This is a genomic window from Streptomyces sp. Sge12 (genome assembly GCF_002080455.1).
Classification (GTDB): Bacteria; Actinomycetota; Actinomycetes; order Streptomycetales; family Streptomycetaceae; genus Streptomyces.
The window spans coordinates 3,724,479-3,742,188 of record NZ_CP020555.1; the positions used below are offsets into that span (position 1 = coordinate 3,724,479).

Annotated in this window: 15 protein-coding genes and 1 pseudogene; 3 read left to right on the forward strand and 13 right to left on the reverse strand. The window is 72.4% G+C overall.

Going from position 1 to position 17,710, the window contains the following annotated elements; all coding sequences use genetic code 11:
- Positions 1–7: 7 nt before the first annotated feature.
- The 7 genes and pseudogenes from B6R96_RS16475 to B6R96_RS16505 form a co-directional block, all read right to left on the reverse strand.
- A complete protein-coding gene (locus B6R96_RS16475; protein ID WP_081522806.1) occupies positions 8–826 on the reverse strand; it encodes an ABC transporter permease in 819 nt (272 codons plus the stop codon).
- Positions 823–1,758 (reverse strand): ATP-binding cassette domain-containing protein, encoded by a 936-nt coding sequence (locus tag B6R96_RS16480; protein WP_053701083.1) that lies wholly within the window; start codon positions 1,756–1,758, stop codon positions 823–825. The genes B6R96_RS16475 and B6R96_RS16480 overlap by 4 nt, the downstream gene beginning before the upstream one ends.
- 77 nt (positions 1,759–1,835) lie before the next feature.
- Complete coding sequence (locus B6R96_RS16485; RefSeq protein WP_053175756.1) at positions 1,836–2,465, reverse strand: PadR family transcriptional regulator; 630 nt, start codon at positions 2,463–2,465, stop codon at positions 1,836–1,838.
- 23 nt (positions 2,466–2,488) lie between these two features.
- Positions 2,489–3,001, reverse strand: coding sequence for a DinB family protein (locus B6R96_RS16490; protein WP_081522807.1), 513 nt, complete (start codon positions 2,999–3,001; stop codon positions 2,489–2,491).
- Between the two features lie 111 nt (positions 3,002–3,112).
- A pseudogene (gene mrdA / locus B6R96_RS16495) lies at positions 3,113–5,191 on the reverse strand (penicillin-binding protein 2); the annotation flags it as partial.
- Positions 5,192–5,448: 257 nt separating this feature from the next.
- The gene (locus B6R96_RS16500; RefSeq protein WP_081522808.1) at positions 5,449–6,906 is read right to left on the reverse strand and encodes an aldehyde dehydrogenase family protein; all 1,458 of its coding nucleotides are present in this window, start codon (positions 6,904–6,906) and stop codon (positions 5,449–5,451) included.
- Between the two features lie 89 nt (positions 6,907–6,995).
- Positions 6,996–7,874, reverse strand: coding sequence for a helix-turn-helix domain-containing protein (locus tag B6R96_RS16505; protein ID WP_051778785.1), 879 nt, complete (start codon positions 7,872–7,874; stop codon positions 6,996–6,998).
- Between the two features lie 341 nt (positions 7,875–8,215).
- Between B6R96_RS16505 and B6R96_RS16510 the strand changes: the two genes are divergently transcribed.
- Positions 8,216–8,725, forward strand: coding sequence for an ATP-binding protein (locus B6R96_RS16510; RefSeq protein WP_078626027.1), 510 nt, complete (start codon positions 8,216–8,218; stop codon positions 8,723–8,725).
- 111 nt (positions 8,726–8,836) lie between these two features.
- Here the strand turns inward: B6R96_RS16510 and B6R96_RS16515 are convergent, their stop codons facing one another.
- The gene (locus B6R96_RS16515) at positions 8,837–9,082 is read right to left on the reverse strand and encodes a DUF397 domain-containing protein (protein ID WP_030383576.1); all 246 of its coding nucleotides are present in this window, start codon (positions 9,080–9,082) and stop codon (positions 8,837–8,839) included.
- Between the two features lie 119 nt (positions 9,083–9,201).
- Complete coding sequence (locus tag B6R96_RS16520) at positions 9,202–11,247, reverse strand: FUSC family protein (RefSeq protein WP_081522809.1); 2,046 nt, start codon at positions 11,245–11,247, stop codon at positions 9,202–9,204.
- Between the two features lie 116 nt (positions 11,248–11,363).
- Here B6R96_RS16520 and tatA point away from each other — a divergent pair, with 116 nt between their 5' ends.
- Positions 11,364–11,552 carry a Sec-independent protein translocase subunit TatA gene (tatA, locus tag B6R96_RS16525; protein WP_081522810.1) on the forward strand — a complete coding sequence of 63 codons (189 nt, stop codon included), beginning with the start codon at positions 11,364–11,366 and terminating at the stop codon, positions 11,550–11,552.
- A gap of 68 nt (positions 11,553–11,620) precedes the next feature.
- On the opposite strand, the gene B6R96_RS16530 is transcribed toward tatA, so the two are convergent.
- Positions 11,621–12,802: a DUF2786 domain-containing protein gene (locus B6R96_RS16530; protein ID WP_237291438.1), complete on the reverse strand. Its 1,182-nt coding sequence runs from the start codon at positions 12,800–12,802 to the stop codon at positions 11,621–11,623.
- 411 nt (positions 12,803–13,213) lie between these two features.
- Between B6R96_RS16530 and B6R96_RS16535 the strand changes: the two genes are divergently transcribed.
- Positions 13,214–14,929 carry a bifunctional 3'-5' exonuclease/DNA polymerase gene (locus B6R96_RS16535; protein WP_081522812.1) on the forward strand — a complete coding sequence of 572 codons (1,716 nt, stop codon included), beginning with the start codon at positions 13,214–13,216 and terminating at the stop codon, positions 14,927–14,929.
- Positions 14,930–14,969: 40 nt separating this feature from the next.
- Here the strand turns inward: B6R96_RS16535 and B6R96_RS16540 are convergent, their stop codons facing one another.
- From B6R96_RS16540 to B6R96_RS16550, 3 genes are all read right to left on the reverse strand, one after another.
- Positions 14,970–16,223 (reverse strand): hypothetical protein, encoded by a 1,254-nt coding sequence (locus tag B6R96_RS16540; RefSeq protein WP_159396333.1) that lies wholly within the window; start codon positions 16,221–16,223, stop codon positions 14,970–14,972.
- A 104-nt stretch (positions 16,224–16,327) separates the two neighbouring features.
- A complete protein-coding gene (locus B6R96_RS16545) occupies positions 16,328–16,843 on the reverse strand; it encodes a SigE family RNA polymerase sigma factor (RefSeq protein WP_081522814.1) in 516 nt (171 codons plus the stop codon).
- Positions 16,844–16,950: 107 nt separating this feature from the next.
- Entirely contained in the window at positions 16,951–17,514 is a 564-nt protein-coding gene (locus B6R96_RS16550; RefSeq protein ID WP_081522815.1) for a GNAT family N-acetyltransferase, read from the reverse strand.
- Positions 17,515–17,710 lie beyond the last annotated feature (196 nt).

The window sequence follows — 17,710 nt, forward strand, 5'->3', positions numbered from 1 at the left end:
GCGGCCGCTACTTGCTCAGGGCCCGGAACCTCGCCACCGCCAGCGGGAAGAAGACCGCCAGCAGCAGCACCGGCCAGCCCACGGCGAGCAGCGCGGCATGGTCGGCGGCCCACGACGGCCCGGCCGCCGCCGGATTGCCGAACAGGTCGCGGACCGCAGTGGCCGTCGCCGACATCGGGTTCCATTCCACCACCGCCCCCAGCCAGCCCGGCATCGCCTCCGGCGTGGCGAACGCGTTGGAGAGGAAGCCCACCGGCCACACCAGGATCTGCACCGCCTGCACCAGCTCCGGACGGCCCGCGACCATGCCCAGGCAGATGCCGATCCACAGCATCGCGAAGCGCAGCAGCAGGAGCAGCGCGAAGGCCAGCAGCACGGCCGCCGGGGAGCCGTGCCAGCGCCAGCCCAGCAGCAGGCCGACGCCCGCGAGGACGGCGAGGCCCACCGCCGACTGGAGCATGTCCGCCGCGCTGCGGCCGACCAGCACCGCGGCCGAGGACATCGGCATGGCGCGGAACCGGTCGATCACCCCCTTGCCCAGGTCCTGGGTGACCGCGGTCATCGTCGACTCCAGCCCGAAGGCCATGGTCAGCGCGAGCATCCCGGGCACCAGGAACTCGACGTACTCGCCGTCGATCCCGCGCCCGCCCCCGACCAGGAAGCCGAACATCAGCAGCAGCATCACCGGGAAGACCAGGCCGACGAGCATCTGGACCGGCTGGCGCGCCCAGTGCGCGAGCTCGCGCCGGGTCATCGTCCAGGAGTCCTGGATCACCCAGGGCACGCCCGGGCCGGTGCGCGCGGTCATGGTCGTGTGCGCAGTCATGCGGCCACCTCCGCGGCGTCCGTACGGTCGGTCAGGTGCAGGAAGACCTCGTCGAGCGTGGGGCGGCGGACGGCGAGGTCCGCCGCCTCGATGCCCGCCTCCTCCAGCACGCGCAGGGTCAGGGCCAGGCCCGCCATCCGGTCCTCCACCGGGAAGCTCAGGGTCGCGGAGTCCGGGTCCACGGCCGGATCCGGCAGCAGCCGCGCCGCCTGCGCGAGCCGGGCCGCGTCCCGCAGGACGACGACGATCCGGTCGGCCCCGACGAGGGACTTCAGCTCGTCGGCCGTGCCCTCGGCCGCCACCCGCCCCCCGTCGATCAGCGTGATGCGGTCGGCCAGTTGGTCGGCCTCCTCCAGGTACTGCGTGGTCAGCAGGACGGTCGTGCCGCCGCCGACCAGCGAGCGGACCGCGCTCCACACCTCGGTGCGGCCGCGGGGGTCGAGCCCGGTGGTGGGCTCGTCCAGGAAGAGCACCTCCGGCTCGGTGATCAGGGAGGCCGCGAGGTCGAGCCGGCGCCGCATCCCGCCGCTGTACTGCTTCACGGGCCGCCGGCCGGTGTCGGCGAGGCCGAAGCGGTCCAGCAGTTCGTCGGCGCGCAGGCCGGCCCGGCGGGCGCCGAGGTGGTTCAGGCGGCCGAACATCTCCAGGTTCTGCCGCCCGCCCAGCCCCTCGTCGAGCGCCGCGTGCTGGCCGAGCAGCCCGATCCGGGCCCGGACGGCCGGGGCCTGGGTGCGTACGTCGTGGCCGGCGACCCGGACCACGCCCTCGTCGTGCCGCAGCAGGGTGCTCATGATGCGCACGGCCGTGGTCTTTCCGGCGCCGTTGGGGCCGAGCACGGCCTGCACCGTGCCGGGCTTCACCTCCAGGTCGAGGCCCGCCAGTGCGGACTTGTCGCCGTACCGCTTGTGGACACCTTCGGCGAAGATCGCCAAAACCGCTCCCTCATTAGTCAAATTTGAGTAGCTGGGCCGCCCAAGGTAATGCCCGGTCTTGGGCTAGTCAAACTTGATTACGCATCCTGTCGCGCGGCGTACGGATTCTCCTGGCCGTCCGCGAGGACCCCCACGAACGGATCACCGCCCTCGCCCGCGAAGGAGTACGCGCCCCCCTCGATCCGGGCGACCAGCCCCCGCGTCCACTCCGCCTCGGCATCCGCGGAGTGGACCCACATGTGCATGATCTCGCCGATGTGCCCCAGCGACTCCGGGCCGCCCTCCGGCGTGTAGTACTCCGTCACCGACGACCGCCACAGCGCCAGCTTCGCCATCCGCTCCCGGAGCAGCGCGAGCACCTCCGCCCGCGGCAGATCGACCATGAAGCCGATCGCCGCCGACAGCACGTCCGTCTTCTGGTCGTAGGCGGCGAGGGCCTCGCGCAGCAGCCGGAAGTACTCCTCGCGGCCGGCGTCCGTCACCTCGTACTCGGTGCGCGGCGGGCCGCCCGCCGCGCTCGGCGCCACCTCGTGCGCGTGCAGGACGCCCTGCTTCGCCATCTGCTTCAGCGCGTGGTAGATCGATCCGGGCTTCGTGTTCGACCACTCGTGGGCGCCCCAGTACTCCAGGTCGTTGCGTACCTGGTACCCGTGGGCCCGCCCGTGCTGGCGGACCGCACCGAGGACAAGAAGCCGGATCGCTGACATGGGGCCAGGCTACTCACCCCCGCTCACCCCATGGCGCGGGTGCCGTCCAGGGACTCCCGCACGATGTCGGCGTGGCCCGCGTGCCGGGCGAACTCCTCCACCAGGTGCAGGAGCATCCAGCGGATCGAGACCTTGCCGTTCTCGGGGAACCACGGCGCCGGCGGCAGTGGGAAGGTGGCGTCCAGGCTCGGGACCTCGGCGACGAAGGCCGCCGTCTGCTCCGCGACGTCGTCCCAGAAGGCCAGCACCGACGGGACGGACTCACCTTCGACCAGCCGGAAGGCCTCGGCCCAGGTCTCCTCGGTGCGCCCCAGCTCGTTCGGCCGCTGCTGGGCCATCCGCAGCCAGCTCAGTTCGCACTCGGCCACGTGCTTGAGCAGCCCGGACAGGGTGAGCTCGCTGACGCTGGGCCGGCTCGCGGCCTGCTCCTCACTGAGCCCGAGGAGCGATTCGCGGATCGCCGTGCGCTGGGCCTCGACGAAGGCGAGGAGCGTGCCGCGCTCGTCGCCGAGGACCTCGGTGGAAATCTGAGCCATGACCTGACCGCCTTCTGCTGGAGCCGTACCGCCGGGGGCTGCTCCCTCCGACACGACACACGCTACGGACCATTGCGGTCAGGTCCTGTCCTCAATACGCGGTCAGTTGCCCTCGATCTCCCCGTCCGGGCGAATCGCCGGCAGGGCGGTGGCGGGCTGCGGGAGCAGCGCCTTGGAGAGGTCCTGCTTGCCCGTCGGGTCGAGCCCGTACATCGCCTCGTAGATCTTGCGGACCGCGGGTCCCGACGCGCCCGAGCCGGTGCCGCCCTGCGAGATCGTCATCACGATCGCGTAGTCGTCGGTGTACGAGGCGAACCACGAGGTGGTCTGCTTGCCCTGGACCTCGGCCGTGCCCGTCTTGGCGTGCATCGGGATCTGCTTCTGCGGCCAGCCGCCGAAGCGCCAGGCGGCGCTGCCGTCGGTGGCCACGCCGGCCAGTGCCTGGTCGATGTTGTTGCGGGTCTTCGCGTCCATCGGCAGCTTGCCCTGCTCCTTCGGGGCGATCTCCTGGACCGACTTCCCGTCGGCGCTGACGATCGCCTTGCCGATGCTGGGCTGGTGGATCGTGCCGCCGTTGGCGATCGCCGAGTACACGGAGGCCATCTGGATCGGGGTGACGAGCGTGTCACCCTGGCCGATCGAGTAGTTGATGGCGTCGCCCTCGCGCAGCTGGTTGCCCTGGCGGCAGTTCTCGTAGGCGATCTTCTCGGCGAAGGAGCCGTTCTTCTTGCCGTCCCGGCACCAGGCGACCTTATTCGCCTCGAAGAAGTCCTGCTTCCACTTGCGGTCGGGGACGCGGCCGGGGACCTCGTTGGGCAGGTCGATGCCGGTGCGCTTGCCGAGCCCGAACTCGTGGGCCGTCCTGAAGAACCAGTCGTTCGGGTTCTTCTTCGGGTTGATGCCGCCGTCCTTCTTCCACTCCTGGTCCGCGAGGGCGTAGTAGACGGTGTCGCAGGAGACCTCCAGGGCCCGGCCGATGGTGATGTCGCCGTGGCCCTGCGACTCGAAGTTCGTGAAGGTCTGGCTGCCCACCGAGTACGAGCTGGGGCAGGGGTAGCGGTTGTTGAACGGGTACCCGGCATTGACCGCGGCGGTCGAGGTGACCACCTTGAAGATGGAGCCCGGCGCCGCCTGGGCCTGGATGGCCCGGTTCAGCAGCGGATAGTTGGACTCCTTGTCGGTGAGGCCGGCGTAGTCCTTGGCGGAGATGCCGCCCACCCACGCGTTGGGGTCGTAGGTCGGGTTCGAGGCCATCGCCACGACCCGGCCGGTCTTGGTCTCCATCACCACCACGGAGCCGGAGTCGGCCTCGTAGTTGCGGCGGGTGTTCTTGTCGTAGATCTTGCGGGCGTCGATCATCGCGTTGTTCAGCTCGCGCTCGGCGACCGCCTGCACGCGGGAGTCGATCGAGGTCACGATGTTCGAGCCGGGCTGCGCCGGGTCCGTCTCGCCCTGCCCGATGACCCGGCCGAGGTTGTCCACCTCGTAGCGGGTGATGCCCGCCTTGCCGCGCAGCTCCTTGTCGTAGGTGCGCTCCAGGCCGGAGCGGCCCACCTGGTCGGAGCGCAGGTACGGCGAGTCCGACTTCTTCGCCTTGGCGATCTCCTCGTCGGTGACCGGCGAGAGGTAGCCGAGCACCTGCGAGGTGTTGGCCTCGTCCGGGGCGGCGTAGCGGCGCAGGGCCGTCGCCTCGGCCGTGATGCCCGGGAAGTCCTCGGGGTGCTCACGGATCTGCAGGGCCTGCTCGGTGGTGGCCTCGTCGCTGACCGGGATCGGCTGGTAGGGGGACCCGTTCCAGCAGGGCTGCTTGGTCTTGGAGTCGCAGAGCCGGACCTTGTCGATGACCTCCTGGGCGTCCAGGCCCAGTACCCCGGCGAGCCGGGTCAGCACGGACCTGCCCTTGTCCTTCATGGTCAGCAGCTCGGTACGGCTGGCGGAGACCACGAGGTGGGTCGCGTTGTCGGCGAGCGGCACCCCGCGCGAGTCCAGGATCGAGCCGCGCACGGCCGGCTGCACCACCTGCTGGACGTGGTTGTTCTTCGCCTCGTCCGTGTACTCCGAGCCATTGCGGATCTGGAGGTACCAGAGGCGTCCGCCCAGCGTGAGCAGCAGCGAGAAGACCACGATCTGGATGACGACGAGCCGGTTCTGGACCCGAGGGGTCCGGCCGGTCTCCGGTATGTTGCTCAACTCGATCTCCCCCGGGCGGCTGCCTACGCCCGGCCGAGTCTAGGGGGTGTCTTGCCGATCGGGCCGGATCAGGGAGCGGGGTCCGGTGCCATGGGGTCTCCCCGGGCCCGCCAGGGCCGAGGGGAAGGATCGCAAGGCGGACGAGGGAGGCGATGCGGAGCATCGCCGACCGAGGACAACGCGGCGAGGCGCGGCGCCGGGCCCCGCGAGCCCGGCCTGATCGGCAAGACACCCCCTGGGGGGATGCCGGGGAAGACCTAGAACGGGAAGGTCGTCCGGCCGTGCTGGACGGAGATCCACTTCTGGGTGGTGAACGCCTCGATCGTGGCCTCGCCGTTCAGCCGCCCCAGACCCGAGGCCTTCTCGCCGCCGAACGCGGCCAGCGGCTCGTCCCCGATCGTGGAGTCGTTGACGTGGATCATGCCCGTCTCGATCCGCTGCGCGAAGCGGACGCCCCGCTCCACGTCCCGGGTGTGCACCGCGCCGCTGAGCCCGTAGGGGGTCGCGTTGGTCAGCCGGACGGCCTCGTCCTCGCCGTCGAAGACCACCAGCAGGGCGACCGGCCCGAAGATCTCCTGGCCCAGCAGCGGGGAGTCCTCGGGGATCCCGGCGAGCACCGTGGGTTCGACCAGGTTGCCGCGCGTAGAACCCCGTACGAGCGCCTGCGCTCCGGATTCCACGGCCTGGTCCACGAGTGCGGTCAGGGCGTCGGCCTGGAAGGAGTTGATCAGCGGGCCGATGTGGGTGTCGGCCTCGTGCGGGTCGCCCGTCTTCAGGCTGCGCACGCGCGCGATGAACTTCTGCGTGAACTCCTCGGCGACGGAGGCGTCGACGAGGATGCGGTTGGCGGCCATACAGACCTGGCCCTGGTAGACGAAGCGGCTGAAGACGGCCGCGTCCACCGCGTAGTCGAGGTCGGCGTCGTCGAGGACGACGAGCGCGCTGTTGCCGCTCAGCTCCAGGACCGTGCGCTTGAAGTGGCGGGCGGCGACCGCTCCGACGTGCCGGCCGACCCGGTCCGATCCCGCGAACGAGATGACCTTGGGCACGGGGTGGGTCAGGAGGGCGTCGCCTATCTCGGCGATGTCGGTGACCAGGACGTTCAGCAGGCCGGCCGGCAGCCCCGCGTCCTCGAAGATCTTGGCGATCACGCCGCCGCCGACGACCGGGGCGTTCTGGTTGGGCTTGATGACGACCGCGTTGCCCAGCGCCAGGGCCGGGGCGACCGACTTCAGGGTCACCAGGAACGGGAAGTTGAAGGGGCTGATCACGGTGATGACGCCCACGGGCAGGCGCTGGACCCGGTTCTCCTTGCCCTCGACCGGCGAGGGCAGGATCCGGCCCTCGGGCCGGACGGCCAGCTGGAGCGACTCGCGGATGAACTCCATCGCGAGGTGGACCTCGTACTCGGCCTTGGGACGGGTCCCGCCGAGCTCGTCGATCATCGCCTCGACGATCTCCTTCTCGCGCTCCTCGGTGATCCGCAGGGCGCGCTCCAGGACCGCACGTCTGATGTAGGGGCTGGTGGCGGCCCACTCCCGCTGGGCGCGCTCGGCGCCGCGGTAGGCCTGGTCCACCTGCTCGACGGTGGCCACGGTGATGGCCGCGAGCTTCTCCCCGTTGTACGGGTTGACGTCGATGATGTCCCACGAACCGGTACCGGCCAGCCATTCGCCGTCGATGTACTGGTGAGCCAGGTCGCTGAATATGGACATGCCATCCCTTACTGCGAGCGCGCACCCGTGCGCTGCACCGGAGACCGATCGGTCATCATGCACTGATCAGACGTCATACTACGTGCGAATCAAGACAGTTGGAGCAGACCGCGAAGAAGATCCCGGGTCCGGTCGGGATCGGGGCAGTCGGCCTGGAGCCGTTCCATCGCCCGCTCGTACTGCCCCACTTCCTCGTCCTTGTCCAGGTAGAGGGCACTGGTGAGCTGTTCCAGATAGACGATGTCCTGGAGGTCGGACTCGGGGAAGCGCAGCAGGGTGAAGGCTCCGCTCTCGCCCGCGTGGCCGCCGAAGGAGAAGGGCATCACCTGGAGCTGCACGTTGGGGCGCTGGGAGACCTCGATGAGGTGCTCCAGCTGGCCGCGCATGACCTCGCGGTCGCCGTACGGGCGGCGCAGCGCGGCCTCGTCGAGGACGGCGTGGAAGACCGGGGCGTTCTCGGAGACGAGGACCTTCTGCCGCTCCAGGCGCAGCGCGACGCGGCGGTCGATCTCGGCGCCGGTGGCGCCGGGCATGCCGCGGCTGACGACGGCGTGGGCGTAGGCCTCGGTCTGCAGCAGTCCGTGGACGAACTGGACTTCGTAGATGCGGATGAGGGAGGCGGCGCCCTCCAGACCGATGTACGTCTGGAACCACCCGGGCAGCACGTCGCCGTAACTGTGCCACCAGCCGGTCGCGTTGGCCTCGCGGACCAGTCCGAGCAGCGACTCGCGCTCGGTGCTGTCCGTGACTCCGTAGAGCGTGAGGAGGTCCTCGACGTCTCTGGCCTTGAAGCTCACCCTTCCCAACTCCAAGCGGCTGATCTTCGATTCGGATGCGCGGATCGAGTAGCCGGCCGCCTCACGGGTGATGCCGCGGGATTCTCGGAGTCGCCTGAGCTGGGAGCCCAGGAGGATGCGGCGCACCACAGAACCGCTTGCTTCTGCGGTCACTAGTACTGCCCTCCCCATCGCATTGGCGTGCGCGTGGTGTGCGCGTGCGTCTCGGGGCCCCCGTACCCCAGGGGCCGCAGTCTGCCACCAAAACGCATCGGCCCGTACTCGTTCTGTAACGGAATCCCGTCTGTAGGAAAAGAAGTCCGTAAGTATGCGTAGGAAGAAATGAGTCAGAACCGTCACGGGAGTGGACAGGTCCGGCGCGTGCACGTGCATCTGCCCTTGCATCCGGCTCCGGCATTCGGAACGATGGTCCCCGCGCACCTGCGTGCTGTTCGCGCCGGCGCCGGACCCACCCCGCAGTTCTTTCTGGACGGAGTTGACCGCTCCGCCCGCGAATCCCGGGAGTGCCTCGCATGGGGACGAATGGATCGACCATGCTCGAGCCGTTACGGCAGGGGCTTCCCCCGGTTGACCCCACGGCTGTCTCCGGGTCCGCCTCATGCGCCCTTCCCGCACGCTTCGACGCGGTGCGGGGCGCCCGCACCTTCACCCGGTCGACCCTGTCCCAGTGGGGACTCGACGACCGTTTCGACGACGTCTCCCTGGTCGTCTCCGAACTCGTCACGAACGCGCTGCGCCATGCCCTGCCCGAGGACAGGCGCGGTCCGGACGCCGAGCCGGAGCCGCCGGTACGGCTGCACCTGATGCGGTGGAGCACGCGGCTGGTGTGTGCGGTGCGGGACCCCAGCGAGGACCGGCCGGGCGGGGCGTTCTCACCGGAGCGGACCTCGGAGAACTGCGACCTGGAGTCCGGGCGCGGGCTGTTCCTGGTGGACGCGTACAGCGACAGCTGGGGCTGGCACCCGCTCGCGGGACGGCTCACCGGCAAGGTCGTCTGGGCGCTCTTCCTCCTCCAGGACTGAGCGGCCGACCGCCGCCGATCAGGGGCGCACACAGGACAACTGGCCGGGATTGATCATTGCGATCAGTCCCGGCCAGTGCACGTGCATGGCGTGATTGGGTGCGCTGTTCCGTCAGCCGATCAGATGATCGAACTCGCCGTCCTTGACGCCCAGCAGCAGGGCCTCGATCTCCGCCGGCGTGTAGACCAGTGCCGGTCCGTCGGGAAAGCGCGAGTTGCGCATGGCGACGTCGCCTCCCGGCAGCCGCGCGAACTCCACGCAGGAACCCTGCGAGTTGCTGTGTCTGCTCTTCTGCCACGTCAGCTCAAACAAGGTAGCGAGTTCTGCAGCTGCCATCCCGTTGTACGCGTGGTCCACAGGAAGCCCCCGATAGTGCAGATGTCAACTCCTCCGGATCATAGCTGTGTTCATGAGCGGCTGCATGGGCAGATGCACGTGCACGCGGGGTGGTCCATTGATCACTCACAGGTCCGTCCTCAGGGGTGAAGGGCCTCGGACACCTCGTCCAGCGAGTCCAGGAGCTGCGGGGCGGCCCCGCGCAGCACCCCCTGCCCGGGCGCGCCCCAGTCCGCCAGCACGGCCCTGACCTCGTCCCACTGCGGCACCCGGCGCTCCCGAACGGCCTTGGCGCCCGCCCCGGTGGCAGTGCGCAGCGCCTCGGCCAGGTCGGCGGCGCCCGGCACCGGAGCCTGCCCGCGGTCCGGGACATGGGCCTCCAGCAGCATGGCGCACCGGCCCATCGCGGCGAGGGCGTCCCCCGCGCCGTCGGCGGCCGCGTGGGACAGCCCGCGGTGGCGCACCGGCTCCCCGGCGGCCCGGTCCAGGGCCTCCTGCCACGCGATGCGGGCGTCGCGGGCCGCCAGCAGGGCCTCGCGCACATCGGCCCGCCGGGCCCCCGCCGGATCGGCGTACTGGTCGAGCACGGCGGCCGCGTACCGTCCGCCGGCGGCGATCCAGTCGGCCAGGCGGGTCCGCAGCCGCGGGGTCTCCCAGGCCGGGTAGAGGGCGTAGCCGATCATCGCGAGCACTCCGCCCACCAGGGTGAGGGCGACCCGGTCGGGCACGGTCTGGTCCCAGCGGACCCCGCCCATGCCGAGCAGGAAGACCACGTAGGCCGACACGAAGAGCTGGGCGACGGCGTACCCGGTGCGCATCAGGGTGTACATGAGCCAGGCGCTGACCACGGCGAGGAAGCCGGACAGGTACATGTCGGGCTGGGCGACCTGGACGATGCCGGTGGCCACCGCGACCCCGACGAGGGTGCCACCGAAGCGGGCGACGGCGCGCGCGTAGGTCTGGCTGAAGTCCGGCCGCATGATCATCACGGAGGCCATCGGCGCCCAGTAGCCGTGCCCGAACGGCAGCGCCTGGCCGATCACGTAGCCGGCGCAGGCCACGGCCGTCACCCGCACGGCATGCCGCAGGATCGGCGATCCGGGCCGCAGCTCGGCCCGTACGGCGGTCAGCACCAGCGGCACCATGGCCGGCAGGGTGGGCCGCAGCATCGATTCACCGGGAGCGGCCGTGCGCCCGGATCCCGGCCGGGCGGTCTCCAGTACGTCGTCCAGCAGGGCGGCGAGGCGGCGCGCGGCCCGTAGCGGCGCGCCGGCGAGGAGATCCGCGGTGTCGGGGGACTTCAGGACGGCCGGCGAGGGCGCGGGGAGCCGCACCGGTTCCCCGCTCCGGATCGCGTGCGCGGCCGCGTCCAGGACCTCCCCGGCGGCGGCGAGCAGCTCGCGCACCCGGTCCCGGCCCGGCCCCTCGCCCGGTCCCCCCACGGCCGGATCGGCGAGCGAGGCCAGCACCGGCCGGATCCGCTCCGCGAGCCCGCGCGCCCCGTGCAGCTCGGCGGGGCGCCGCCGGGCCTGGCGGGCGGTGACGGTGGCGGCCGCCCGCGCCCGCATCAGGGGCGCCGGGTCGAAGGGCGCGACGGGGTCCTGGCGCAGCCGGCGGGCGTAGTCGGCCTCGGCGGCGAGCGCATCGGCGAGGGCGTCGCGCTGGGCGCCCCAGCGGCGGACGGGGAAGAACACGATCAGCAGGGCCTGCACCACCCCGCCCGCGGCGATCATCGCGGCGTGCCCGGCGGCCTGCGCCACGGAGGTCGGCAGGGTGACGGTGACGAGCATGACGGCGACGTTGCCGGAGGCGATGATCCCGGCGGTGGGACCGGCCGCCCACAGCAGGCCCGCCACGAGGGTCCAGGCGGCGAGCAGGGCGAGGAACAGCCCGGTGTGCGAAGCGCCGACGAGGTAGCCGACGAAGGTGGACACGGCCAGGGTCAGGCCGGAGGCGAGGGCGAGGACCGGACGGGGGCGCCAGCTCTGCTGGAAGGTGGCGATGGCGGCCATGAACGCGCCGAAGGCGGAACTGGCCGCCGCGCCGGGACCCAGAAGGGCCAGTCCGGCACCGATGACGAGGGCGAGGCCGACAGCGGCCCGCAGGGCGGCGAGGGGTTCGAGGCGGGCCCGCTCGACGGTCAGACCCGAGCGGGCGGTGCCCTTCAGTGCCCGGAGCCAGCTCATGGCGCCGAGCGTAACGGTTTTCAGGACTTCTTCAGATTTGTCCCGACCCGGGGTGTGCGTGTTCCATGAGCCGGTCGTTCGAAAAGAATCCGACTCGTCCGAAGGGTGGAACGCCCGTGTTCCGCAACGCCGTCCAGCCCTGGCACGTGCTCCTGGTCCTGGTGGTCTGCCTGTTGGTGTTCGGTTCCAAGAAGCTCCCCGACATGGCCCGCTCACTGGGCAGGTCGATGCGCATCCTGAAGTCGGAGGCACACGCCCTGCGCACGGACACCCCGGGCACGCCGGAACGGCACGACGGCCCCTAGGCCGTCTCTTCCGGATCCTGTCGGGCCCGGCCCGCCGGGCTCACCCGACAAGATCCGGAAGAGACGGCCTAGCCCCGCGGCAGCGGTCGGCGCCGGCCGCCCATGTGGGCGCGGTCGGCGGCCGCCGTGCCGTCCTCCCAGCCCGCGTGGTCGGTCGCGCCGCGCAGCCGGGTCGTCGTGGTCCGCGGGAACATCTCGTCCGCGCGCGAAGTGACCGCCACGTCCCGGGCCACCAGGGCCGGCAGGTTGTCGGGGGCCTCCGTCGCCGTGTGCTCGGCGGTCTCGGCCAGCCGGTGGCCGAGCCGGCTCGCGTAGGCGAGCAGGAAGGACTGCCTGAAGGTCTTCGTCCGCCTGCGCCCGCCGGAGCGCTGCGCAGCCTCCGCGCGGGTCATCGCCGCCGTGCCCTGCACGAGCAGCGAGGTGTAAAGCAGCTCCACCGCCTCCAGGTCGCTCTCGAAACCGACCACCGTGGAGAACTCGAAGCCGCTGTTCCACACCGCCCGGCAGCGGTTGGCGGTGGCCACCGCGTCGAGCAGCACCGCCTTCGCCTCCTCGTACGGCGGCTCGACGCCGATCCGGCAGGCCCCCGGGACCTGCTTCGGGCCGCCGCCGCGGGCGGCCAGCAGCGCCTCGTCCACGGTGTGCCGGGCCATCAGCTCCTGGGCCTTGGCGCTGAGTGCCTCCGCCTCCTCCGGGAAGGTGGTCGCCTCGGCCTTGGCGAGCAGCGCCCGGATCCGGCCCAGCATGCGCGGCTCGATGTGGGCGTGCTCGGCGAGGGCGTCGGCCGGGTCACCGGGCAGCGGACCCACCGGCTCGATCGAGGGCAGCCGTATCAGCAGCCGCAGCACCTCCAGGAAGGCGGTGGCCAGCGTGAACCGGTCGGCCCGTTCCCGCTGCGCGAGCCGGTCGGCGTACTCCTCGTCGCCCGCCCACCACACCTCGCCCGCACCCCAGCGCGCCGGGAGCCGCGCGTAGCGGCGCGCCTCGGCGGCGATGAGGTCCCCGGTGATGCGCAGGTGCCGCTCGTCGAGGTCCCGCCGGACCAGCCGCAGTACGTCCGCCGGCTGCCAGCCCCGCTCCCAGCCCTGGCGCACGTACGCCTCCCCGCGCGCGAGCAGCTCCCGCCCGACCGCGGCCCAGCCGCCCTGATCGGCGACGAGCAACGAGGCCCCGGTGTCCAGCCCGGCGTCGTCCTGGGCGTAGAGGGCTGCGGCGAAGGCTCGATCGACGATCTCGGCAAGGTCTCTCACACCCCCAGTCTCCCAGCCCACCCGATCCAGCCCCGCCGGCGTTTGAGGCGCGGGGCCCGGGGCGGAGCCCCGCTGTCCCAGCCCCGCCGGCATTTGAGGCGCGGGCCCGGGGCGGAGCTCCGCTGTCCCAGCCCCGCCGGCATTTGAGGCACGGGGCCCGGGGCGGAGCCCCGCTGTCCCAGCCCCACCGGCGCCTGAGGCACGGGGCCCGGGGCGGAGCCCCGCTGTCCCAGCCCCGCCGGCATTTGAGGCACGGGGCCCGGGGCGGAGCCCCGCTGTCCCAGCCCCGCCGGCGTTTGAGGCGCGGGGCCCGGGGCGGAGCCCCGCAACGGCGCCGCACCCGGCACGCCCCCGCACCACGGCCCGGCACGCCGACCCCCCCTGTCAGACCCCGGTGGGACACTCGCACCCATGAGCGACCGCACCCCCCGCTGGGCCCTCGCCGAGGACGGCGACGGGTGGTGGCACGCCGCGCCCGTACCCCCCGCGGACGGAGTCCGGCTCCGCGTCCGCGACCCCGCCGAGGCGATCCGCGCCGCCCCGCCCGGCACCCGCTGGGTCTGGCGGTCCACCGCCGCCGTATATCCCCGCCTGCTCGCCGCAGGCACCCGCGTCGAGCGGTGCCACGACATCGAGGGCGCCGAGCTGCTGCTCCTCGGCCACGAGGGCCGCTCGGGCGAACCCCGCTCCGCGGCCGCGGCCTGGGCCCGGCTCACCCACACCCCCGTGCCGCCCGATCCGCGCCCGCGCGCCGCCGAGCCCCGCGCCCAGGACTCCCTCTTCGACCCGCAGCCCACCCCCGTCCCCCTGGACGCCCTGCTCGCCATCCACGCCGACCAGGCGAAGCGGCTCGATGCCACCGACCGCCCCGACCGGATGCGGCTGCTCATCGCCGCCGAGTCGGCGGCCTTCCTCGTCGCCGCCGAGATGAACCGCGCCGGTCTGCCCTGGCGGGCCGATGTGCACCGCGCCCTGCTGACCGAGCTGCTCGGCGAGCGGTACGCGGGCGGCGGGGAGCCCCGGCGTCTCGCCGAGCTGGCCGACCGGGTGTCCGCCGCCTTCGGCAGACGCGTGCGCCCCGATCTGCCCGCCGACGTCATCAAGGCCTTCGCCGGGGCCGGGATCAAGCTCAGGTCCACCCGCCGCTGGGAGATCCAGGAGCTGGACCATCCCGCCGTCGAGCCGTTGATCGAGTACAAGAAGCTGTACCGGATCTACACCGCCCACGGCTGGTCCTGGCTCGCGGACTGGGTCCGCGACGGCCGCTTCCGCCCGGAGTTCATCCCCGGCGGCACCCTGACCGGCCGCTGGGTCACGAACGGCGGCGGGGCCCTGCAGATCCCCAAGGTGATCCGCCGGGCGGTGGTCGCCGACCCGGGCTGGCGGCTCGTCGTCGCCGACGCCGACCAGATGGAACCGCGCGTACTCGCCGCCATCTCCCGCGACCCGGCCTTCATGGAGGTCGCCGGGGAGACCACCGACCTCTACACCGCCGTCTCCCGCCAGGGCTTCTCCGGCGACCGGGACAAGGCCAAGATCGCCGTGCTCGGTGCCGTCTACGGGCAGACCTCCGGGGACGGCCTGAAGAACCTGGCCGCGCTCCGCCGCCGCTTCCCCCTGGCCGTCGCGTACGTGGACGACGCCGCGAAGGCCGGCGAGGAGGGCCGGCTCGTACGGACCTGGCTGGGCCGTACCTGCCCGCCACCCGCCGGCTCCGGCGAGCGCGACGAGACCGGCGACGGCGGGGTCGATCCGGGCGAGGGGTACGGCGAGGGCGAGGCCGGGGCCCCGCAGGACCGGGAGGACGGCTGGACCCCGAGCTACGCCTCCACCAACACCCGGGCCCGCGGCCGGTTCACCCGTAACTTCGTGGTCCAGGGCAGCGCCGCCGACTGGGCCCTGCTGCTGCTCGCGGCCCTGCGCCAGGCGACCGCCGGCATGCGGGCCGAGCTGGTGTTCTTCCAGCACGACGAGGTGATCGTGCACTGTCCGGCCGAGGAGGCCGAGGCCGTGGTGGAGGCGATCCGCGCCGCCGGCGACCGGGCCGGCCGGATCGCCTTCGGCGACACCCCGGTCCGGTTCCCGTTCACGACGGCGGTCGTGGAGTGCTACGCGGACGCCAAATGAACCACGCCGGACGCCCCGGTCACGGAGGCGTGCAGACGGCCTAGTTGTGGGTGCGGTTCCATCCCGGGGCGAGCGCGATCTCGTGCAGCTGGCCCAGCGTCAGCGCGGGTGAGTCGCGGGTGGGCGTACCGTTCGGATCGGCTCCGTTGAAGGAGGAGACCAGCACGCGCAGACCGTCCTCGCGCAGGGTGTCCACGCTCCACTGCATGACGTCCTTGCCCTTCGTGGCGCGCCCCACCATGGCCTTCACCTTCGTCCCGTCGGGCCGCACGGTGGCATCGGCCGCCGTGAAGCCCGCGTCGCCCTCGCCGCCCTGTTGGATGGTGATCCGGACCAGGGACCTGCCGCTGCCGTCGTCGAGGACGACGTAGCCGGAGCCGCCCTGGCCGCCCCTGGCGACGATGGGGGACTTGACCCCGAGCCCGGTGATCAGGTGTTCCAGGGCCGCCCCGGCGTTGCGGTCCCGCAGCGCGGTCGGCGACTGCTCCTGGGGGGCCTCCGGCTCGACCGTCGGCAGGTCGTTCAGTGCCGGGTGCCAGAGCGTCGAGATGACCAGGGTCTTCAGTTCCTCCGTGGCCAGCGGCGGATCCGTCCGCGAGACGGGGGCGTCCTTCTCCGCCGCGGCGTTCCACTCGGAGGCGCCGACCATGAACCCCTGCGGGGTGACGAGCGTGGCCGACCAGACCTTGGTGTCCACCCGGCGGTCGGGGTACTCGTACCCCTTGTGGAGCATCAGCCTTGACCCGTCCGCCAGTTGCTCGGTGCGACAGTCGTCGTAGCCCTGCACGCTCTTGTCCCCGCACTCCGTCTGGTCCCGGGCCAGGTTGCCGTTCGGGTCCACCCGCTGGAGGCGGACGGAGACGGCGGACCTGCCCTTCCCGTCGTCGTACACGCCGGACACCCAGGGGCCCAGCTCGTCGCTGGTGCCGCGCGCCTCGGCCCCGGTGAGTTCTCCGCCGGGCAGGAGCGACTTCAGGTTCGCGATCAGCTGCTCGGCGGTCACCGCGCCCGTACTGGTACGGGGCTGCTCCCCGTTCCGGCCCGGCCCGGTCGGCGGGGCCGCGACGTCGGCCCTGTGTGCGGCGTCCGTGCCGTCGAACAGGCCTCCGGTGTAGGCGCCGGCCGTGGCGATCACGGCCAGGGCCAGCGCGGAGCCACCGGCCACGGCGGCCCGGCGGCGCGCCACCATCCGTCGGCCGCGCTGCTCGCCCGCGTCCACGAGGGCGTGCCGGTCGGTCGTGAATCCCTCCCCCGTACGCCTCAGGGCTGCGCCGAGTTCGTCTTCAAAAGGCATCTGGAATCAAACCTTCCGCTTGCAGGGTGGGGTGGGCCGAGGGAGTGACCGGGGGGGGACCGAAGTGACCAGCGGGAACCGGAGTCGAGCGGGTCGCTCCGGTCTCAGAGGTCCGCGAAGGCGGAGAGGCTGCCGCCCAGTTGCTCGCGCAGCCGGGCGAGCGCCCGCGAGGTCCGCGTACGGACCGCCGCCGAGCTGGTGTTCATCGCGTCGGCGGTCTCTTCGACACTGCGGTCCTCCCAGTAGCGGAGCACCAGTACCGCCCGGTCCTTGGGCGCCAGCCGCCCCAGCGCCTCCAGTAGCGTCAGCCGCAGCGCCGGATCCTCGCCACCGGGCGCGGGCGCACCCGGGTCGGGCACCGTCCCGACCGGCCGCTCCCCCGCCGAGCGGCGGCGCTGGTGCGTGAGGAAGGCCCGCACCAGCACCGTCTGCGCGTACGCCGCCGGATTGTCGATACGGGAGATCCGCCCCCAGCGCAGGTACATCCGCCCCAGGGTCTCCTGCACCAGGTCCTCCGCGAGGTGGGTGTCCCCGCTCGCCAACAGGCACGCCGACCGGTACAGGTGCCCCGACCGGCCCGCCGCGAACTCACGGAACCCGCTCCCGCGACCGTGCCGCATCCACTCCCCCTCGCGTCCGTCTCACCCCACTGACGCGCCGGCAGTGCGGAAATGTTTCATCACCCTGCCGAGCATCTTCCGGGAGCGTTCCCGCGGAGCCCTGCCGGTCAGCCCAGGTCGTGGAAGTACACGTGGAACTCCTCGCGGACGAAGCCCTCCGCCTCGTACAGCCCCTGGGCGACGGTGTTGTCGTACGCGGTCTCCAACTGCACCCCGGACACCCCGGCCTCGCGGGCCCGGCGCAGCACCTCGAGCAGCAGCGCGCGGCCCGCCCCGGTGCGGCGGCCCGCCGGGGCCACGTACAGGTCGTTGAGGACCCAGGCGGTGCGCAGGGAGAGCGAGGAGAACCCGCGGTAGACCTGGGCGAAGCCGACCGTGCCCGCCCCCGGGACGTCGGCGAGCAGGACCAGGGACTCGTCCTTGGCGATCCGTTCCGCCAGGAAGGCCCGCGGGGCGTCCGGGTCCTCGATGTCCACCTCGTAGAAGTCGAGGTAGCCGCGGAACAGCACGGCCGCCGCATCGACGTCCGCCTCGCCGGCCGCGCGGACCGAGACCGCGGGGGCGGAGGAGGGGGCGGAGGCGGAGGCGGGGCCGGAGGCGGGCGCCGGTGTCGAGTCCTCCGCCGGGGACGGGACGTCCTGCTGTGCCGCCGCCTGTGCCTGATCGTTCATGTGCGTCTCCCTCAGGGGTGTTTCGCGCGCGCCGCGGATCATTGTGCGGGGTGGGCGGCGAGCCGCCCGGCCCTCGACGCCCTACGCTACGGCCGGAGTCGGCCGCCGCGAAGGACCGGCCGCGCACACGACGGCGCCGGGCCCGGGACCGAAGTCCCTGAGCCCGGCGCCCACATGGGGTCCGTGGCCGTCCCGG